Source organism: Pseudomonas sp. MHK4 (genome assembly GCF_054600775.1).
Map to the genome: position 1 here is coordinate 48904 of NZ_BAAIAK010000013.1, position 19093 is coordinate 67996.

19 protein-coding genes and 2 pseudogenes are annotated in these 19093 nt (G+C 60.5%); 12 read left to right on the plus strand and 9 right to left on the minus strand.

The window, feature by feature from the left end; all coding sequences use genetic code 11:
* The first annotated feature begins 7 nt into the window (after positions 1 to 7).
* From ACYP2Q_RS25845 to ACYP2Q_RS25855, 3 genes and pseudogenes are all read left to right on the plus strand, one after another.
* A complete protein-coding gene (locus tag ACYP2Q_RS25845; RefSeq protein ID WP_459733070.1) occupies positions 8 to 667 on the plus strand; it encodes a peptidase inhibitor family I36 protein in 660 nt (219 codons plus the stop codon).
* A 527-nt stretch (positions 668 to 1194) separates the two neighbouring features.
* Positions 1195 to 1863: pseudogene (locus ACYP2Q_RS25850) on the plus strand (PAS domain-containing protein); the annotation flags it as partial.
* Positions 1864 to 1992: 129 nt separating this feature from the next.
* Positions 1993 to 2409: pseudogene (locus ACYP2Q_RS25855) on the plus strand (methyl-accepting chemotaxis protein); the annotation flags it as partial.
* A 92-nt stretch (positions 2410 to 2501) separates the two neighbouring features.
* On the opposite strand, the gene ACYP2Q_RS25860 reads toward ACYP2Q_RS25855, so the two are convergent.
* From ACYP2Q_RS25860 to gntR, 4 genes are all read right to left on the minus strand, one after another.
* A complete protein-coding gene (locus ACYP2Q_RS25860) occupies positions 2502 to 3029 on the minus strand; it encodes a hypothetical protein (protein ID WP_459733071.1) in 528 nt (175 codons plus the stop codon).
* Positions 3030 to 3195: 166 nt separating this feature from the next.
* Entirely contained in the window at positions 3196 to 4617 is a 1422-nt protein-coding gene (locus tag ACYP2Q_RS25865) for an MFS transporter (protein ID WP_459733072.1), read from the minus strand.
* A 141-nt stretch (positions 4618 to 4758) separates the two neighbouring features.
* Positions 4759 to 5397, minus strand: coding sequence for a glutathione S-transferase family protein (locus ACYP2Q_RS25870; RefSeq protein WP_459733073.1), 639 nt, complete (start codon positions 5395 to 5397; stop codon positions 4759 to 4761).
* Positions 5398 to 5450: 53 nt separating this feature from the next.
* Entirely contained in the window at positions 5451 to 6482 is a 1032-nt protein-coding gene (gene gntR, locus ACYP2Q_RS25875; protein WP_459733074.1) for an HTH-type transcriptional regulator GntR, read from the minus strand.
* Between the two features lie 215 nt (positions 6483 to 6697).
* On the opposite strand from gntR, the gene ACYP2Q_RS25880 reads away from it, so the two are divergent.
* Together ACYP2Q_RS25880 and ACYP2Q_RS25885 are read left to right on the plus strand one after the other, a co-directional pair.
* The gene (locus ACYP2Q_RS25880) at positions 6698 to 7231 is read left to right on the plus strand and encodes a gluconokinase (RefSeq protein ID WP_459733075.1); all 534 of its coding nucleotides are present in this window, start codon (positions 6698 to 6700) and stop codon (positions 7229 to 7231) included.
* Positions 7232 to 7312: 81 nt separating this feature from the next.
* A complete protein-coding gene (locus ACYP2Q_RS25885) occupies positions 7313 to 8665 on the plus strand; it encodes a GntP family permease (RefSeq protein ID WP_459733076.1) in 1353 nt (450 codons plus the stop codon).
* Positions 8666 to 8820: 155 nt separating this feature from the next.
* On the opposite strand, the gene alaC is transcribed toward ACYP2Q_RS25885, so the two are convergent.
* Positions 8821 to 10038 (minus strand): alanine transaminase, encoded by a 1218-nt coding sequence (alaC, locus tag ACYP2Q_RS25890; RefSeq protein ID WP_274073346.1) that lies wholly within the window; start codon positions 10036 to 10038, stop codon positions 8821 to 8823.
* 139 nt (positions 10039 to 10177) lie between these two features.
* Here alaC and ACYP2Q_RS25895 point away from each other — a divergent pair, with 139 nt between their 5' ends.
* From ACYP2Q_RS25895 to ACYP2Q_RS25905, 3 genes are all read left to right on the plus strand, one after another.
* Positions 10178 to 10840 (plus strand): LysE family translocator, encoded by a 663-nt coding sequence (locus ACYP2Q_RS25895; RefSeq protein WP_459733077.1) that lies wholly within the window; start codon positions 10178 to 10180, stop codon positions 10838 to 10840.
* 67 nt (positions 10841 to 10907) lie between these two features.
* Positions 10908 to 11393: a GyrI-like domain-containing protein gene (locus ACYP2Q_RS25900; RefSeq protein WP_459733078.1), complete on the plus strand. Its 486-nt coding sequence runs from the start codon at positions 10908 to 10910 to the stop codon at positions 11391 to 11393.
* A 98-nt stretch (positions 11394 to 11491) separates the two neighbouring features.
* Positions 11492 to 11980 carry a GNAT family N-acetyltransferase gene (locus ACYP2Q_RS25905; protein ID WP_459733079.1) on the plus strand — a complete coding sequence of 163 codons (489 nt, stop codon included), beginning with the start codon at positions 11492 to 11494 and terminating at the stop codon, positions 11978 to 11980.
* Positions 11981 to 12114: 134 nt separating this feature from the next.
* Here the strand turns inward: ACYP2Q_RS25905 and ACYP2Q_RS25910 are convergent, their stop codons facing one another.
* Positions 12115 to 12600: a GNAT family N-acetyltransferase gene (locus tag ACYP2Q_RS25910; protein WP_459733080.1), complete on the minus strand. Its 486-nt coding sequence runs from the start codon at positions 12598 to 12600 to the stop codon at positions 12115 to 12117.
* A gap of 141 nt (positions 12601 to 12741) precedes the next feature.
* On the opposite strand from ACYP2Q_RS25910, the gene ACYP2Q_RS25915 reads away from it, so the two are divergent.
* The 3 genes from ACYP2Q_RS25915 to ACYP2Q_RS25925 all read left to right on the plus strand — a co-directional run bounded on the left by ACYP2Q_RS25915 (position 12742) and on the right by ACYP2Q_RS25925 (position 14816).
* The gene (locus tag ACYP2Q_RS25915) at positions 12742 to 13167 is read left to right on the plus strand and encodes a YybH family protein (RefSeq protein WP_459733081.1); all 426 of its coding nucleotides are present in this window, start codon (positions 12742 to 12744) and stop codon (positions 13165 to 13167) included.
* A 67-nt stretch (positions 13168 to 13234) separates the two neighbouring features.
* Positions 13235 to 13579 (plus strand): YciI family protein, encoded by a 345-nt coding sequence (locus ACYP2Q_RS25920; protein ID WP_323627414.1) that lies wholly within the window; start codon positions 13235 to 13237, stop codon positions 13577 to 13579.
* Between the two features lies 1 nt (position 13580).
* The gene (locus ACYP2Q_RS25925) at positions 13581 to 14816 is read left to right on the plus strand and encodes an RNA polymerase sigma factor (protein ID WP_459733082.1); all 1236 of its coding nucleotides are present in this window, start codon (positions 13581 to 13583) and stop codon (positions 14814 to 14816) included.
* Positions 14817 to 14944: 128 nt separating this feature from the next.
* Here the strand turns inward: ACYP2Q_RS25925 and ACYP2Q_RS25930 are convergent, their stop codons facing one another.
* Entirely contained in the window at positions 14945 to 15799 is an 855-nt protein-coding gene (locus tag ACYP2Q_RS25930) for a LysR family transcriptional regulator (protein WP_459733083.1), read from the minus strand.
* An 89-nt stretch (positions 15800 to 15888) separates the two neighbouring features.
* Here ACYP2Q_RS25930 and ACYP2Q_RS25935 point away from each other — a divergent pair, with 89 nt between their 5' ends.
* Positions 15889 to 16326 carry a multidrug/biocide efflux PACE transporter gene (locus tag ACYP2Q_RS25935; protein ID WP_459733084.1) on the plus strand — a complete coding sequence of 146 codons (438 nt, stop codon included), beginning with the start codon at positions 15889 to 15891 and terminating at the stop codon, positions 16324 to 16326.
* An 11-nt stretch (positions 16327 to 16337) separates the two neighbouring features.
* Here the strand turns inward: ACYP2Q_RS25935 and ACYP2Q_RS25940 are convergent, their stop codons facing one another.
* Both ACYP2Q_RS25940 and ACYP2Q_RS25945 read right to left on the minus strand, forming a co-directional pair.
* On the minus strand, positions 16338 to 17951 hold the full coding sequence (locus ACYP2Q_RS25940; RefSeq protein ID WP_459733085.1) for an inorganic phosphate transporter: 1614 nt from the start codon (positions 17949 to 17951) through the stop codon (positions 16338 to 16340).
* 94 nt (positions 17952 to 18045) lie between these two features.
* Positions 18046 to 19068 (minus strand): transporter, encoded by a 1023-nt coding sequence (locus ACYP2Q_RS25945; protein WP_459733158.1) that lies wholly within the window; start codon positions 19066 to 19068, stop codon positions 18046 to 18048.
* Between the last annotated feature and the right edge of the window lie 25 nt (positions 19069 to 19093).

Consider the following 19093-nt stretch of genomic DNA (forward strand, 5'->3'; position numbering starts at 1 on the left):
TTTCTATATGAACAGCAAATGGCTGGTTGGCTTCGTGGCACTCTGCCTGGGTATAGGCGTGCTGTTCTTTTCGGCGAAACTGGCGACCGTCAAGCGCAGCCCCTACGCATTGTTTGAGCCGCCCATGACGGCCGGGCAAAAAGTCAAGGTGCAACAGCAAATCGACCGACAACTCATTCGTAAATCCGGCGGGCATCTAGTCAGCGCTACTCAGGTGACTTACGACAATGCTGCCGTGGTGCTGACCTTCCCGGTACCCGGCGACACGGGTCAGTCAGATCGCACCTGTGATTACGGTTACGTCTGTTTCTGGAGCGCTACGGATTATGCAGGCAGGAAATTGTCGTTGCTCAGCACTGCGAAAAGCCGGCCGGTCAATTTGTCCGACTACGGCATGAGCGCCCAGGTCGCCTCCTGGCAGCACAACAACAAGGCCCACTCAGTGAAGATCTTCGGTGTGGATGGGCCGGGCGCCAGGGGTAATATGGTGATGAGCAATATCAGGGAGGTGATCCTGGGCAAGGGCTGCTGTCCGTTCAGTCTTCCCGAAGATGTGCGCATCATCGACACCTGGACGGAGATCAATGCCCAGAGCCGACTGACCGAGCACAACGCCCAGGTCGTGAGCATCGCGTTTGCCCCCATGTTCATGTTGTTCGCGCAATAGGCGACCGAACAAACCGTTCGCTCGCTGAACCGATTTTGTCCTCAATACTGGCCGACTAGTGGCCTTGCAAGCCCAAGGCCGATGTCTATGCTGACGCCTGACTAACCCTATCGACCGTTATGGGCGGGTGTGGTCCATCGATCCAAGCTGCCAGAGTGCGCAACCCAAGGCACCGACACACTTGCAGGACGTTATCCGCAAATGGAGTTCGCTTATGAGCACGTTAGGGCTGGCCCGATCCCGGGCTATCAAGAGAAGGATGTCTTGATGAGAGCGGCGCGTTAACGACCCCTCCGATCGAACATCAATTATCACCTGATGGGTTCCTCCTCCTTGGAGGAACGTGTGTGCCTGTTCTGTTGAACGTAGTGGTGGATTTGAAAGACCGGCAACTTTCATAAACGCGCATAGGTGATACGACCATGTTTAATCTGCACCACAAGGCTGACCTGCTGGAAATCCAACGTTTCAGCTGCGCGCTGACCGAAGCCAACGCCAAGCTGGCGGCGGTCAGTCGGTCAATGGCGATGATTGAATTCACCCCTGATGGCATCGTCCTCGAGGCCAACGAGAACTTTTGCAAGGCCATGGGTTACAGCGCCGAAGAAGTGCGTGGCAAACATCACCGGATATTCTGTGAAGAAGCGTTTTACCGCAGTGAAGAGTACGCCAAATTGTGGCGTGATCTCGCCCGGGGCGAGCCGATCAGCGGTACCTTCCTGCGCTTGAACAAGAGCGGCAAGGAGATCTGGCTCGAAGCCAGCTACATGCCGGTGTTGGGTCCCGACCGGCAGGTGCGCAGCGTGATCAAGGTGGCCACCGACATTTCCGCCCGGGTTAACCAGGAACACGAAAACCAAAGCAGGCTCGCCGCCATTGGCCGCTCCATGGCCGTGATCGAGTTCACCCCCGAAGGCCGGGTGATCACGGCAAACGACAATTTCCTGAAAACCACGCAATACTCGCTCAATGAGGTCGTCGGTCAGCATCACAGCCTGTTCTGCCATCGCGCCGAAGCGGAATCCCAGGGCTACAAGAACTTCTGGGCCTCGCTGAACCGCGGCGAGTATCACTCCCATCGTTTCGAGCGCAAGAACAAGCAGGGCCAGACGATATTCCTCGAAGCCTCCTACAACCCGTTGTTCGACGCCAAGGGCCGCCTATACAAAGTGGTCAAGTTTGCCAGCGACATCACCCAACAGATGACCACCCTGCAAACCGCCGCGGATTCGGCCCACAGCACCTCGGTGCAAAACGACGCCTGCGCGCGCAAGGGCTCCGAGGTGGTGCAGCAGACGGTGCAGATCATCCAGGACATTTCCAAGGACCTGAACCAGGCGGCGCTGAGCATCGATGCGGTGAACAAACAATCCGAGATCATCGGCACTATCGTCCAGACCATCCGCGGGATTGCCGATCAGACCAACTTGCTGGCGCTCAACGCCGCCATCGAAGCGGCCCGCGCCGGCGAGCACGGGCGAGGGTTTGCCGTGGTCGCCGATGAAGTGCGCAGCCTGGCCGCACGCACCAGCCAGGCCACCCTGGAGATTGTCGATGTGGTGCGCAAGAACCACGACCTGTCATTGAGTGCGGTGTCGAGCATGCAGTCGAGCCTGAGTCGAACCGGGCTGGGCGTGGAACTGGCGAACGAGGCAGGGGAGGTGATCCTGGAAATCCAGCAGGGCTCGCGACATGTGGTGGATGCGATCAGCCAGTTCAACTCGACTTTGCAGTTGAACTGACCGACACCTCTCCTGTAGGAGCTGGCTTGCCAGCGAAGGCGTCCAAAAGATCAATAAAAGGTTCAAGGCCGCCTTCGCCGGCAAGCCGGCTCCTACAGTGGTTGAGAGGTGATTTCCCCGTTGCGTTGGTCTGTCTCGACTTGAGCCAGCTTCGCCTTGTCCAGCAGGCGCTCGGCTATTTCCTCGCCGATGGCCTGTTGTTTCTCCGGCGGCATCTGATCGATCTCTTCCTGGGTCAACCCCATCTCCCGCAGGATCGCATCGCGCATGCGCTGTTCCGGGGACTTGCTCATGTAGTCCTTGAATTCGGCGGTCGCCGAGCCATCGCCAATCCTGTCCTTGACCTCGTCAGGCAGTGGCGCGGGGGTCACTTGCAGGCCCACGCGGGTCTTGGCGAACGCCTCATCGACGTTGTCGCTGATCCGGGTGGCTTCGTTCACCTGTTGCGTGGCCAGTTGCGTGGCGGATTCCTCGACCTGCGTGCTGGCTTGCGCCTGCTCGTTGTTTTGCAGGGCCTGGGTCATGACGCTTTGCAGGCCGGCGGCGGCTTCGGCGGTCGGATCTTCACCAGGGCGTTTGGGGAGAGGCGTTACCAGGTTTGATTTTGCACTGACCAACATGATAGGCAGACCTTGTAGGTATTGGCGGTGCAGTGCGTTGAGCAAATAGTGTGCCTTGAGATGAAAGCCGAATTGGATCAACGGATTAAATGATTTTTACCCGTTCGGTTGAGTGAGTTTGCGGTCAGACCTTGCCGCTTGGCGGCAGAGGTCGACCGCAAGGTCTTCAGCGATGGGCAATGTTTTCCAGTGCGAGGTTGCGGGTGCGCGGGCCATACACGCCGATGGTCAGCATGACGATCAACATGCTGCTGACGATGAATGCCAGTACACCCGGGGTACCGAAGTGTTCGAGGAAAATACCGATCAGCAAACTGCTGAAGACGGTCGACAAACGGCTGAACGAGTAGCAGAACCCTACCGCCCGGGCGCGGATGTTGGTAGGGAACAATTCGCTTTGGTACGAGTGATAGCTGAAGCTCAACCAGGCATTGCAGAAGGTGATCATCACCCCGCAGAAGATCAGACCGAACGCGCTGGTTTGCAGGGCAAACAATGTGCCGAAGGTCATGGCACCCAGCGCCGAGCCGACGATCTGCCACTTGTTCTCGAAACGGTTGGCAAACTTCACGAACAGTAACGGCCCAAGCGGATAGGCAAGGGTGATGATGAATGCATACATCAAGCTATGCGTGATGCTCACACCCTGGCCATTGAGCAACGCGGGCAACCAGTTGCCGAAACCGAAGAAGCCGATGGCCTGGAACACATGAAACACGATCAGCATCAAGGCCCGGCGGCGATACGGTGGCTGCCAGATATCGGCGAAACGCCCCTTGCCCTGGATATCCACCGCTGCCAGTTCCGGCTCGTCCAGCGGTTTGCCCTGATCCTTCACGCAGCGTGCCTCGATGCGGGCGAGAATCTGGTCGGCCTCCTCGAACCGCCCATGCTGCGCCAGCCAGCGCGGCGACTCCGGCAAGCGTGAGCGCAGCCACCAGATGAACAATGCAAACACCGCACTGGCCAATACCACCCAACGCCAGCCCGACACACCGAACGGTGCCTGGGGTACCAGCCACCAAGACATCAGCGCCACCGCCGGTACCGACAGGAATTGCACAAAAAAAGCGAAGGCGAATGCCGAGCTGCGCATGCGCTTGGGCACCAGTTCCGAGAGGTAGGCGTCAATGGTCACCAGTTCGATGCCCAAGCCGATGCCCACCAGAAAGCGCATGCAGATGATACCCAGCGCCGAGCTCTGGACGCCCATCAATACGGTGGCGATGGTGTACCAGATCAACGCGAAGGTGAAGATCGCGCGTCGGCCGAAGCGGTCGGCCAAAGGGCTCAACAGGCTGGCGCCGAGGAACAGGCCAAGAAACGTCGCCGAAGCGAAGGCGGCTTGATCGGAGATACCGAACACACCCTGGTTGCCGGTGGCGAAGATGCCGTCGCTGATCAGGCCGGGGCTGATGTAGGCGGTCTGGAACAGGTCGTAGAGCTCGAAGAACCCACCGATCGATAGCAGCGCCACCAGGCGCCAGAGGGTGGAGACGGCGGGCAGGCGATCGATGCGGGCAGAAATCTGCGCGGCGCGCAGTGGGTCGATGTCATCTGCTGGTGCAGCAGGGGTGTGAGCAGTCATGGGCTGGTCCAGTATTTATGATGGAGAAGCTTAGCCTGCTATCGGATATCAATGATTGTGAATCCCGTTGCTTGAACAGCAAGATTCGCCAAGTTATTGCAATGAATGGTTACATTTTGCTGTTTTATAGCGCTCGACCGCTCAAGGCAGGCCATTACAGCAGTGCTTGAGGAAGCCCGGGTGTTGCGCCAGGCGTTTGAAATACTCGTCGACGGCCGACAAGTCGGGACGCTCCATGGGCGTCATCAGCCAGCGGTTAACCGAAAGGCCGATGACAATGTCGGCCACGGTGAATTTTGCCCCGGCGACATACGCCTTGGTGGCCGCGAGCTGATGTTCGAGGATGGCCATTTTCTGGTTCCAGCCGCGCACGCCGACTTCGATGCGATGGGCTTCCTGGAATTCCGGATCCTTGCGCACCAGGGCCATGAACGCATAGCTCCAGGACGAATTGAGATCGGTGGCCTGCCAATCCATCCACTGTTCCACCCGGGCGCGTGCGGCCGGTTCGCTGGGAAGCAGCTCCGTGTGATGGTGTTGATGTTTTGCGCTCAGGTAGCGGCAGATGGTGTTGGACTCCCACAACACGCCGGCCTCATCGATGATCACCGGCACCTGTGCGTTGGGGTTGTACCGGAGAAACTCGGGGCTGTGGGTCGAGGCAAAACCACTGCCCCAATCCTCGCGTTCGTAGGAAAGCCCCAGTTCCTCACAGGTCCACAGGACCTTTCTGACGTTGATCGACGAGGCTTTTCCCAGAATCTTCAGTGTGTGGTCCATGGAGCTACTCCAGCGAGAGGTGTATATCCAAGTGTAGGAGACGAGTGATTGCGTCAGGTACTCTCGCGCACCTTCAACTCAAACCCCATGTCCTGTACCGGCTTGGCCACGGTATTACCGGCCATCAGCGTCAGCATCTGCTCCGCCGCACGACGACCGATGGCTTCGCGCGGGGTGTTGATGCTGCTCAGGCGCGGGACCATGTGTTCCGACATCGGTAAATCGTTGAAACCCAGGATCGCCACCTGTTCGGGGATCTTGATCCCGCAGCGCATGGCTTCGAGCAAGGCACCCTGGGCCAGGTCGTCGTTGCCGAAGAAGATCGCATCGACCTGCGGGTGACTGGCCAGCAATTGCAGGAACAGTTCGCCGCCCAGGCCGACAGAGGAGGAGCGCGGGGTCAGCACTTCCAGGTCGGGGTTATACAGGCCGGCCTTTTTCAGGGCCTTGCGGAAACCTTCACCGCGCAGCAGGGTGCGTTGATCCAGCTGCGCGCCGATGTAGGCCAGGCGCTTGCGTCCGCGTGACAACAAATGCTCGGCCGCCGTTTCCCCGGCCGCCAGTTGCGAGAAGCCGACGCAATTGAGCCCGGCCGCGCTGTCCAGTTCCATCATGTACACGCACGGGATGTTGCTGGCTTCGATCATCCGCCGCGAGCTTTCGGTGCGGTCGAAACCGGTCAGCAGCAAGCCGCGGGGCTGATAGGCCATATAGTTGCGCAGCAGGTTTTCTTCTTCGTCGCGCGAGTAGTGGAAGTTGCCGATGAGCACTTCGAAGCCTTTGGGGCGCAAGACCTGGTGAATGGCTTCCAGAGTGTCGATGAACAGCAGGTTGGACAGGGACGGCACTAGCACCACCACCGAATGGCTCTGCGCCGAGGCCAGGGCGCGGGCTGCGGGATTGACCACGTAGTTGAGTTCCAGCGCCGCTTTCTGGACTTTTTCCACGAGTTCCGTGGCCACCGTGCTGACCCCGCGCAGGGCGCGGGAGGCGGTAATGGGACTAACACCGGCCAGGCGTGCCACTTCATTGAGAGTAGGGCGGCCAGTGGTGCGGGTATTTTTATCGTTTTTAGTTGGAGTCATCGACGGCTTGCCAAACAAAATTCAAGGCACTAAGGTAGCGCTGTCTCGATGCAGCTGCAAATGCGTGAGCGGGGGTTCGCCTGATCCTCGCTTTTTGGCGTTGGGAACACACATGCTGCAACCCACAAAATGACAAGAAAGGCGTCGGCAACTTCTGCTTTTGGTCTAGTGTCATAACTGGCAAAGGTAGCGCTGTCTGCGCGCTGAGGTGTTACATGAATCATCCCATCACCGCCCTGGTCATCATGGGCGTTGCCGGTTGCGGCAAGACGTGCGTCAGCGAGGCCCTGTGCCAATTGAGCGGCGCCACTGCCATTGAAGGCGACTCTTTCCACCCTGCCGCCAATATCGAAAAGATGAGCGCGGGTATCCCTCTGAACGATGAAGACCGTACCGGCTGGCTCGACAGCCTGTGCGATGAACTGCGCCGCATCGATGCCCAGGGCCAGCGCCCGGTGCTGACCTGCTCGGCACTCAAGCACATCTACCGCGAACGCCTGCGCAGCGCCTTGCCTGGCCTGGGCTTCGTGTTCCTGGAGTTGACCCCGGAAGTGGCCGCCGAACGGGTCTCCCATCGCCCGGGCCATTTCATGCCGGCCACCTTGATCGAAAGTCAGTTCGCCACCCTCGAGTCTCCCAAGGGCGAGCCGCTGACACTGGCGCTCAATGCCTCGATCCACAGCGTTGAAGAATTGGCCGCTCAGGCCCACACCTGGTGGCAGGCCAACGGCCTGAAGCAGGCGGTATGAACGTGCCTTCAAAGACAGCGCTGTCCTCGCGACTTCTGATTAACCCGCTTTAATAACAACAACAACCAGGAGACACCCCTAATGTTTGGCATGTCCCACGAGACGTTCCTGCTGCTCGATGCAGTGGTTACGGTGATCGGGCTTATCGTCCTGATCACCAAGTTCAAGTTGCACCCCTTCCTCGCCCTGATCATTGCCGCCGCCTTCCTCGGCCTGACCTCCGGCATGCCGATCGGTACCATCATCAAGGCGTTCCAGGACGGCTTTGGTGGCGTGCTCGGTTTTGTCGGCATCATCCTGGCGCTGGGGACCATGCTCGGCAAAATGATGGCCGAGTCGGGCGGGGCAGACCAGATCGCCCAGACCCTGATCCGCGCTTTCGGCAAGGACAAGGTGCAGTGGGCAATGATGTTTGCGGCCTTCCTGGTCGGCATCCCGCTGTTCTTCGAAATCGGCTTCGTGCTGCTGATTCCGCTGGTGTTCATCGTTGCCCGTCGCACCGGTGTGTCGATCATCAAGATCGGTATCCCGCTGCTGGCCGGCCTGTCCGCGGTACACGGCCTGGTGCCGCCGCACCCGGGTCCGCTGCTGGCCATCGGCGTGTTCGGTGCCGACATCGGTAAAACCATTCTGTACGGGCTGATCGTTGCGCTGCCGACGGCCATCATTGCCGGTCCGATCTACGGTACCTTCATTGCCAAGCACATCCCTGGCCACCCCAACCAGGAGCTGGTGGATCAACTGGCCCGCGAAACCGATTCGGCTGAACTGCCAAGCTTCGGCATCACCCTGGTGACCGTGCTGCTGCCGGTGTTCCTGATGCTGCTCAAGACCTTTGCCGACGTAGCGCTGCCGGATGGCAACATGTTCCGTTCGTTCATGGACCTGATCGGTCACCCGATCTCGGCGTTGCTGCTGGCATTGCTGTTGTCGCTGTACACCTTCGGCTACAAGCAGGGCATCGGTTCCAGCCAGATGATGAAATGGCTGGATGCAAGCCTCGCGCCGACCGCTGCGATCATCCTGATCATTGGTGCCGGCGGTGGCTTCAAGCAGATGCTGGTGACCAGCGGTGTGGGTGACGTGATCGGCCACATGGCGGTCAATGCACAGATCTCGCCGATCCTGCTGGCCTGGCTGGTGGCGGCGGTGATCCGCATCGCGACCGGGTCGGCGACCGTGGCAACCATTACCGGCGCGGGCATCGTCGTGCCGGTGGTGGGGATGATTCCGGGGGTTAACCGTGAGCTACTGGTGTTGGCGACCGGTGCCGGTTCGCTGATCCTGTCCCACGTGAATGACGCTGGTTTCTGGCTGGTGAAGCAGTACTTCAACATGACCGTGGCTGAGACGTTCAAGACCTGGACAGCGATGGAAACCATCCTGTCCGTGGTTGGCCTGGGCTTTATCCTGTTGTTGTCGCTGTTCGTCTAAGCGATTCGACAGGCACAAAAAAACCGCAGCGATGCGGTTTTTTTATGTCTGGTACAAACCTCCGTAGGAGCCGGCTTGCTGGCGATGCAGGCGACTCGGTTTAACGTCTAACCGAGTCGATGCGATCGCCAGCAAGCCGGCTCCTACAGGTTCGGTCAGGCGTTGGATTTGGTGACCAACCCATCCGCCCGGAACATCCCGCGAATCCCGCGTACCGCCTGGCGAATCCGGTCCTGGTTCTCGATCAGCGCGAAGCGCACGTGATCATCGCCGTATTCACCGAAACCAACACCCGGCGACACGCAGACCTTGGCCTCGGCCAGCAGTTTCTTGGCGAACTCCAGCGAGCCCAGGTGCGCGTAGGCCTCGGGAATCTTGGCCCAGACGTACATCGATGCTTTCGGGTTTTCCACCATCCAGCCCAGTTCATGCAAGCCTTTGACCAGCACGTTGCGGCGCTGCCGGTACTGCTCGGCGATGTCGAGCACGCATTGCTGATCGCCTTCCAGCGCGGCAATCGCCGCTACTTGCAGCGGGGTGAAGGTGCCGTAGTCGTGGTAGCTCTTGATCCGCGCCAGGGCGTTGACCAGTTCCGGGTTGCCGACCATGAAACCGATGCGCCAGCCCGCCATGTTGTAGCTCTTGGACAGGGTGAAAAACTCCACCGCAATGTCCTTGGCGCCGGGCACCTGCATGATCGACGGGGCTTTCCAGCCGTCGTAGACGATGTCGGCGTAGGCCAGGTCATGCACCACCAGCACGTCGTATTGCTTGGCGAGGGCGATCACCCGTTCGAAGAAATCCAGCTCCACGCACTGGGCGGTGGGGTTGGACGGGAAGCCGAGGATCATCATCTTCGGTTTCGGGATCGAGCCGCGAATGGCCCGCTCCAGTTCAGCGAAGAAATCCACGCCTGGCACCAGCGGCACCGAACGCACCTGGGCGCCGGCAATCACGGCACCGTAGATGTGGATCGGGTAGCTCGGGTTGGGCACCAGCACGGTGTCGCCCTGGTCGAGGGTGGCCAGCATCAGGTGCGCCAGGCCTTCCTTGGAGCCGATGGTGACGATGGCTTCGCTTTCCGGGTCGATGTCGACCTCGTAGCGTTGCTTGTACCAATTGGAAATGGCCCGGCGCAGGCGCGGAATGCCCTTGGACGTGGAGTAGCCATGGGTGTCTTCGCGCTGGGCGACGGTGACCAGTTTTTCGACGATGTGCGGCGGCGTGGCGCCGTCGGGGTTGCCCATGCTCAAGTCGATGATGTCTTCGCCACGACGACGGGCGGCCATCTTCAGCTCGGCAGTGATGTTGAAAACGTAAGGGGGGAGTCGATCTATGCGCGCAAAGCGGCGCGGCGAACCTTGTTCGGCCATTGTTGCCTCGGATAACGTAAGCGCCCGGAACCGTCCGAGCGACGCTGGTCACTGCGGTGACCTGTGGCGGAATGTAAGGGCAGCTGTGGCAGACTGTCCAGCCTCAACGTAAACAAAATTTGGCGAAGGATAGGGTTCGATGGAATTTACCAGTGGCTTCTTGCTGAGCCTGTCGCTGTGCCTGGACATTGGCGTGGCCAATATCGCGATGATCACCCTGGCCATGCAGCGCGGCTATTTCCAAGGCTTCGCCCTGGGGTTGGGCACCTGTGTCGGCGACCTGGTCTATGCGGTGCTGGCGCTGGCCGGCATGACCGTGCTGCTGCAGTATGAAACCGTACGCTGGGTGCTGTGGATCGGCGGTTCGGCGCTGCTGGTGTATTTCGCGGCGAAGATGATTTACTCGGCGATCCACCATGAGGCGCTGTTGGCTGAAACCGCCGAGGTCGGCCACAACTCCCATCGCAAGGAATTTTTCCGTGGGATTTTTCTCGCCATGTCGTCGCCCAGTGCCATTCTCTGGTTCGCCGCGGTAGGCGGCACGCTGATCGCCCGTTCCGGCGGCGGTGGAGCGCTCAGCTCGGCCTTGTTTCTCGGTGGATTCCTCTGCGCCGGGCTGCTGTGGTCCGCAGGCCTGTGCTTCGCGGCGAGCCACGGCGGCAAGTTGCTCGGCGACAAACTGTTGCGTTATTCCTACATGGCATCGGCAGCGATCTTCTGCTATTTCGCGGTGTACGTGATTCTATCGGGCTACAACGAGTTTGTCGGTTCGGGTGCCGTCGAGCAGTTGCACGCCCTGTAACTGGGCGAATCGGGTTTGGCTTCTATACTCCCAGCCGAACCCACTTTTACCTTCCAGGAGTCGAGTCATGGACGAGCAAACACGCGTCGAAGTGACGGAACCACGCTTCGAACACGGGCACTTCCTGCTGATTGCAGGGCTTGGCGGACAATTTACCCAGCAAACCGTGACAGGCATTCCCGAGCTATGGGAAAAATTCATTCCCCACATCGGCAATGTTCCGGGGCAAAAAGGCGAAGTGACCTACGGCGTCTGCTGCAATTTCGACGGCAAGGGCGGCTTTGATTACATTGCTGGCGTCGAGATCAGCAAGCTCGATGATTTGCCGGATACCTACCGATGGGTCGAGGTCCAGCCGCAGCAATATGTGGTGTTCGAACACAAAGGTTCGCTGGACACCCTGCCGCAAACCTTCCAGTACATCCATGGCACCTGGCTGCCGCAGTCCGGCCGCGAGTTGTTGAACGCCCCTGAATTCGAACGCTACAGCGAAGACTTCAACCCCAAGCTCAATACCGGCACGCTGGAACTCTGGCTGCCGATCAAGGTGTGACAAGTGCATCGAGAGACGGGTCAGCCGATTCGTCTCTCGATGTCGTGCCGAGGCTGATTTATCATCCACGGCCTTTCCCTCGCCGATTCCGAGCCGTCATGAACACCCTCATTCGTAATGTCACGCCTGCTGACCTGGACCGCTGCTACGCCATCGAAACCCTTGCCTATGAAGGCGACGAAGCCGCGACCCGGGAGAAAATCGCCACCCGCATCGCCACCTGGCCCGAGGGTTTCATCGTCGCGCAAGTGGACGGCGTGGTCGCCGGTTTCATCAATTCCGGCGCGGCGTTCCAGGTGGAAATGTCCGACGAGGCATTCAAGGAGCTGATCGGGCACGACCCGGCAGGTCCTCACGTGGTGATCATGTCGGTGGTGGTGCACCCGGATTATCAGGGGCAGGGCCTGGCGAAGCGCTTGATGGGCGAGTTCATCGAGCGCATGCGCGCGATGGGCAAAACCAGCATCAACCTGATGTGCAAGGAGCGGCATATTCCGTTGTATGCAGGTCTTGGTTTTGCCTACGTCAAGCCATCGGCGTCGGACCATGGCGGCATGGCGTGGCATGAGATGGTGCTCAATCTCTGAACCCGACGCAGATCCCGTGTAGGAGCGAGCTTGCTCGCGAAGAACCCAGGCACACCGCGTTTTTCCAGAATGCACGCGTTATCGTTGACGACCTTCGCGAGCAAGCTCGCTCCTACAGGGGACATGTGTGTCAGTCAGAACACGAGGCCCATCCGCCGCTCGTAGCCGATCCGACCCCTGTACGCCTCGCCACTGTCGACGAAACCATATTTGGCATACAACGCAATGGCGGCGTCGTTGTCGGCATCCACCGACAATTCCAGCCCGCGGATTTCCGGCCACGCCAGGCGCGCAACCTCCGGTAGCGCTTGCAGGCAAGCCTTGCCATAACCTTTGCCCTGGGCGCGCTGGTCGACCTGCAACGCATGCAGTGTGGCGCTGTGTTCGTCAGCCCAGGCGGGCAACACCGGTGGACGTTTGAGCAGCAGAAAGGCAACAGGCACCGCATCGGCCAGCAGGGCAAACCCTTTGACGCCGGGACCGGGCCTGGATAACAGGGTGTGCAATGCACCGTGGATGTCGCCGGAAAACCTGATCTGGTCCGGATGTACTTCGATGGCCTCCACCTGCTGGCGCTGCAGCGCGTTCAGGGTTTCGTAAGGCACGAGTCGGGCTGTCACTGGAGTGTCCTTTTTCCAATAGAAATGAGCCTCGGATTCTAGCGAGTTTGCACCCGTGGATTATTTTTTATTTCGACTGTCGATCTGGTGGATCGCCGGACGACTAAGGGTGTCTTCCAACAAAAACCACGGAGAACCACCATGAGCGCTACCCACGAAATCCAGACCCTGATCGCCACCTATCGTGAGGCCGTCATCTCCAAAAACGTCGACAGAATCATGGCCCTGTACGCCGACGACATCGTCTCCTACGACGCCGTCAAGGCCCTGCAATTTCGCGGCAAGGCGGCCTACCGCGCGCATTGGCTGGAGTGCATGGAAATGTGCCAGGGCCAGCACAAGTTCGACTTCGACCACATGAGCATCGTCGCCGATGAGCACATCGCCTTCGCCCATTGGCTGGCCCATTGCGGCGGCACCAACGAGAAGGGCGAGACCCAGGCCTGCTGGATGCGCGTGACCGCCTGCTATCGGCGCGAGGCCGGGCAATGGCGCATCGTCCACGAACACTGGTCGGCGCCGTTCGACATGATGAGCGGCACGACCTTGTTCAACCTGGAGCCCTGATCGTCGGCAAGCCGTGCGAAACGGCCCATCTGCGACCATAGTTGATCCGTTCAATCGGGAGAGCGCGATGAAGTATTTATGCCTGGTCTACAGCGATGAGCGCCTGCTGCATTCGCTGCCGGAGAGCCCCAAGGACGAGGAGTGCATGGCCTATGCCGAGGCGATCCAGGGCAGCGGCCGGATGGTCGCCGCCGAGGCGCTGGAGTCGGTGCAAACCGCCACCACGGTGCGCATGCGCAACGGCAAGTTGTCGATCACCGATGGCCCGTTCGCCGAAACCAAGGAGCAGTTGGCCGGCTTCTACCTGATCGATGCCAAGGACCTCAACGAAGCCCTGCAGGTCGCCGGGAATATCCCGGCGGCGCGGGTCGGCAGTGTCGAAGTGCGCCCCGTTCGACAGTTGAATCCTTAAGATGCCGGGGCTGTCGGTACAGGCCAGGGTCGAGCAGGTTTATCGCCAGGAGTCGCGACGCATCCTGGCGACCCTGATTCGCCTGCTCGGCGATTTCGACCTGGCCGAGGAGGCCTTGCACGAAGCGTTTTTCGTTGCGGTCGAACGTTGGCAACAGGACGGCGTGCCGGACAATCCGCGCACCTGGCTGGTGTCTACCGGGCGCTTCAAGGCCATCGATGTGCTGCGCCGGCGTGCGCGATTCAATGCTTCGCGGCCCTTGTTGCAGGCGCAGCTGGAGGCGCTGGAGCAGGCTGACTGGAGTGACGAGGACGTGGAAGACGATCGCCTGCGCCTGATCTTCACCTGTTGTCACCCGGCACTGGCGGCGGACGCCCAGGTGCCGTTGACGCTACGCGAAGTCTGCGACCTGACCACGGAAGAAATCGCCCGGGCCTTTCTCTCGGCACCGTCCACCATCGCCCAGCGCATCGTGCGCGCCAAGGCGAAAATCAGAGACGCGAAAATCCCTTACCTGGTGCCGTCCCTGGCGGAACTGCCCGAGCGCCTGGACAGCGTGCTGCGGGTGATTTACCTGGTGTTCAACGAAGGTTATTCGGCCTCTGGCGGCGCGCAAGTGACCCGCGAAGACCTGACCCGCGAAGCGATTCGCTTGGGGCGTCTGTTACTGGAGTTGCTGCCGGAGCCAGAGGTCATGGGCTTGCTGGCGCTGATGTTGTTGCACGAGTCCCGGCGCCTGGCGAGGACCTGCGCGGACGGTGACTTGATCCTGCTGGATGACCAGGACCGCACGTTGTGGGACGCGCAGATGATCGCCGAAGGCTGTGCGCTGGTGGAGCGGGCGTTGGGCACCCGACGATTCGGCCCGTATTGCCTGCAAGCGGCGATTGCCGCGGTGCATGCCGAAGCGCCGTCGATCGAGGAAACCGACTGGGTGCAGATCGTCGGGCTGTATGACGTATTGCTGCGGGCGTGGCCGTCGCCGGTGATCGAGTTGAACCGGGCGGCGGCGATCTCCAGGCGCGATGGTCCGTTGGCAGGGCTGACCCTGGTCGAGGCGATCCTGGTGCGGGGCGATCTACTCGATTACCACCTGGCGCACTCGGCGCGGGCGGAGTTCTGTCGGCAGTTGGGAAGGGTGGAGCAGGCGCGGGAGGCCTATGTGCGTGCGCTGGAGTTGACGCAGCAGGCGCCGGAGCGGCGGTTTATCGAGGCTCGGTTGCGCTCGATGGAGTGATGTGATGTTTGCTGGCCCCATCGCGAGCAAGCTCGCTCCCACAGGACTTGTGTCGGTCACAGAAGTGCGCAACACCACAAATCACTGTAGGAGCGAGCCTGCTCGCGATGAGGCCAGTAGCCGCGCCACTATTCCAGCATCTTGCCCAGCAACCAGCTGCCCGCAGGCCCAGGCGGATGCAAGCGCGACCACAAGGCATCCACCGAGACCGTTTTCGGCCAGCCGCGCACCTCCAATTCCTGCAACGCACCCGCGCCAAAACGTCCTACCAGCCAGCGTGGCAATGGCGCCCAACCGAATCCACCCTGGGCCATTTCCAGCAGCATCAAGTAGCTCGGTGCCGACCAGACCCGTCCCTTGGCGCGGCTTTCGTAGGGATTGACGATGGTCGCCAGGCGCAGCTCGCGATGCTGTTGCAGCGTGTCCTGGTCAATATCTTTCTGCGTGGCCAGTGGATGCTGGCGGGACACGAACAGGGCGAACTCCGTGCGTTCGTCCACGGTCGAGCTGACCAGGTCCGGTGGGTAGCTGTCCTGCATTTCGGCGAAGGCGACGTGGGCCCGACCGCTTTGCACCAGGGCCACCAGGTCCTCGCATTCGGCAATCAGGCATTCGAGTTCAAGGTCTGGAAAACGCTGCTCGAATGCACTGAGTGCCACTTCGAAGCGATCGGACTGGTAAGTGTCGGACAGCGCCACGGTCAGCTTCGGCTCAACGCCCTGGGACAATTGGCTGGCGGTCATCTCCAGGCGGCTGGTAGCGGCCAGGATCTCTTCGGCCCGTTGCAACATGACGTGCCCGGCGGGGGTCAGGCTGGGCTTGCGGCTGCTGCGGTCGAACAGCGTCAGGTTCAGGTCGATTTCCAGGCTGGCCACGGCGGCGCTGATGGTTGATTGACTGCGGCCCAGCTTGCGCGCCGCCGCGGAAAACGAGCCTTGGGTCGCCGCCTGGACGAACGCCTGCAACACTTCCTGGGAAGCCATGAACTATCGCCTTGATCGATGGTTATTGGTTATGAAGTATCGGTAGGAAATTGGATGATGACAACCAAAGTCACTCAAGGAGTCCGGCCATGAGCGTTAATAAATCCATTACCGAACGTATTTTCCAGGCCATTGGTTTCGAACTGCTGGCCATCCTGATCTGTACGCCGTTGCTGGCCTGGATCATGGACAAACCGATGCTGGAAATGGGCGCTGTTACGGTGGTCATTGCCATCCTGGCCCTGGCGTGGAACGTGGTCTTCAACGGTCTGTTCGATCGCGTGCTCAAACGTTTTGCCATTGCGCACAACGCCTGGGTCCGCGTAGTGCACGCGCTGTTGTTCGAAGGCGGACTGGTCGCCCTCGGCGTACCGTTGATTGCGTGGTGGCTGAAGGTCAGCCTGTGGCAAGCGTTCCTGCTGGATATCGGCGTGCTGCTGTTTTTCCTGCCGTATACCTACGTTTACCACTGGGTGTATGACGTGGTGCGCGAGCGGTTGGTCATTCGCACCACGTCAAACGCGTAACAAGGGCTGTATCAGAAAATCTGGGTGAACAGCCAGTACAAACTGCCCGACAGCACTATCGCCGCCGGCAAGGTCAGCACCCAGGCCATCAGCAGGTTGCGGATGGTCTTCATCTGCAAGCCACCGCCGTTGGCGACCATGGTCCCGGCCACTCCTGACGACAACACGTGGGTGGTCGAGACCGGCAAGCCGAACATGTCGGCGGCACCGATGGTCAGCATCGCCACGGTTTCCGCCGAGGCGCCTTGGGCGTAGGTCAGGTGGGTCTTGCCGATTTTCTCGCCCACGGTCACCACGATGCGCTTCCAGCCGACCATGGTGCCCAGGCCCAGCGCAATCGCTACGGCGATCTTCACCCACAACGGAATGAAGCGCGTGGCGTTGTCGATCTGCTGCTTGAACAGCTGCAGTTTTCCGGTGGTGTCGGCGTCGAAGTTACCGACCTTGTTCTTGTCCATCAGGCGAATGGTTTCGCTGGTCAGGTACATGTCGTTGCGCACGTTGCCCATGGCTTCGGCCGGGACTTTGGACAGCGAACCATATCCCTTCACCTCGTTACCGATGTTGCCGGCCAGTGCCGCGAGGGCGGGGATCAGTTGCGGCGTGACTTCCTTGCTGCGCACGTAATCGGACAGGATCGGCCGCGGGTCGGCCGGTGCCGGCAGCGGCGCACTCTTGACCAGCGCCTGTTGGGTCACTTCGGCCACGGCGGCAAACTGCAATGCCTGGTCCGCGGGCATGGTGCGGTTCAGTGCATAGGCCATCGGCAGGGTCCCGACCAGGATCAGCATGATCAGCCCCATGCCTTTCTGACCGTCATTGGAGCCGTGGGCGAAGGACACGCCGGTGCAGGTCAGGATCAACATGCCACGGATCCACCATGGCGGCGGGGTGTTGCCCTTGGGCTCCTTGTACAGCGCACGATTTTTGACGAACGCCCGCAGGGCCAACAGCAACAGCGCGGCGCAGCCGAAACCGACCAGCGGCGAGAGCAGCAGGGCGTAGCCGACCTTGGTCGCCTGCGCCCAGTCCACGCCGCTGGTGCCATCACGCCCGTGCATCAGCGCATTGGCCACGCCGACACCGATGATCGAGCCGATCAGGGTGTGCGACGACGAGGCCGGCAAACCCAGCCACCAGGTGCCGAGGTTCCACAGGATCGCGGCGATCAGCAGGGCGAAGATCATGGCGAAACCGGCGGATGAACCGACTTGCAGGATCAGCTCGACCGGCAACAGCGCGATGATGCCGAACGCCACCGCGCCACTGGACAGCAGCACCCCGAGGAAGTTGAAGAATCCGGACCAGACCACGGCGAAATTCGGTGGCAGCGAGTGCGTATAGATCACCGTGGCGACGGCGTTGGCGGTGTCATGGAAACCGTTGACGAACTCGAAGCCCAGGGCAATCAGCAAGGCCACACCCAGCAGGATGAACGGCGTCCAGGTGGTCACCACCGTGCCGAGTTCGTTCATGTCATGCATCAGGCTGTAGGCAGTGAACAACAGCCCGATGCCCAGCACGGCAAAAAACACCACGAGGGTGAGCACGCCGGGTTTTTTATCGAACTGCGGTTTGGCGCTGCTGGCGGGCGCCGGGGCGGCGGTAAAGGAGGGGGTAGCCATGCCGGACATTCCTGAGGAGGGAAGGAGTGTCGCTGATATTCGTTGCTAATTGTTACAGGGAGACTGCTTTGGGTCAGGGTTTGGGTGTTTGCGCCTACAAATCCTGGCGCTTGCGAAAGGCCCAACGCCCCGCAATCAGGGTAAAGGTCGCGACCAGCGCCACCAAAATCCAGAACCCTTCGGGGTCCTGGGAAAGCGGCACCCCGCCCACGTTCATGCCGAAGAAACCGGCAATGATGTTGATCGGCAGGGCCAGCACCGTCACCACCGTCAGGGTGAACAGGGTACGGTTGCTCTGTTCGTTGAGGTTGGCGGCGATTTCCTCCTGCAGCAGCTTGATCCGTTCCCCCAACGCCGTGAGGTCGTTGATGATCAGCGCAAACTCCTCGGTGGACTTGCGCAGCTCCTTGACGTCCTCCTTCTGCAGCCAGGGTGGCGGGCGATTGAGCAGGCGCAGCAACGACCCCGGCTCAAGCGCCAGCAGGCGTTGCAGGCGCACCAGCACCCGGCGGTTGGCCCCCAGTTCCGCGCGGTTGGTCGACAGGCGCGAGGACAGCAGTTCGTCTTCGATCTGATCCACGCTCAGGCTGGTCTTGCGCACGATCTGGGTCAGCACTTCGCCTTGATCGCGCAGCAGATGCACCAGCAACTCCAGCGGCGAGCGGAAGCATTCGCCAGCCTTGACCGACGAGCGCAACTTGTCCACCGAATGCAGCGGTTGCAGGCGGGCGCTGATGATCATTCGACTACGGGCGCAGACCCACAGGGTCGAGACATCGGAGGAGGTCATGCTGCTGAGGTTGAACACCACGTCGTTGACCACTGCCAGCAACGCCGAGTCGACATGCTCGATGCGCGTCGACCGTGAACCTTCATGCAGGGCTTCGAAAAACTCGTCGGGCAGTTCCAGATGGCTCTTCATCCAGCGCTCGCACGCGGCATGGGCGAGGTTCAGGTGCAGCCAGAGAAATTGCTCGGCATCCTGCGGGTTTTGCAGGTACCGCAAGGCCCTGGCCGAATCGATTTCCTGGCCGCGCTCACCGGGGCGAAAACTGAAACCGTAAAGCAGGCCGAACAGGTCCGGATCGCGATGACTGTGATCGATGCTGTGGTTCATGAGGGCTCGCATGGGGGGGCGCCTG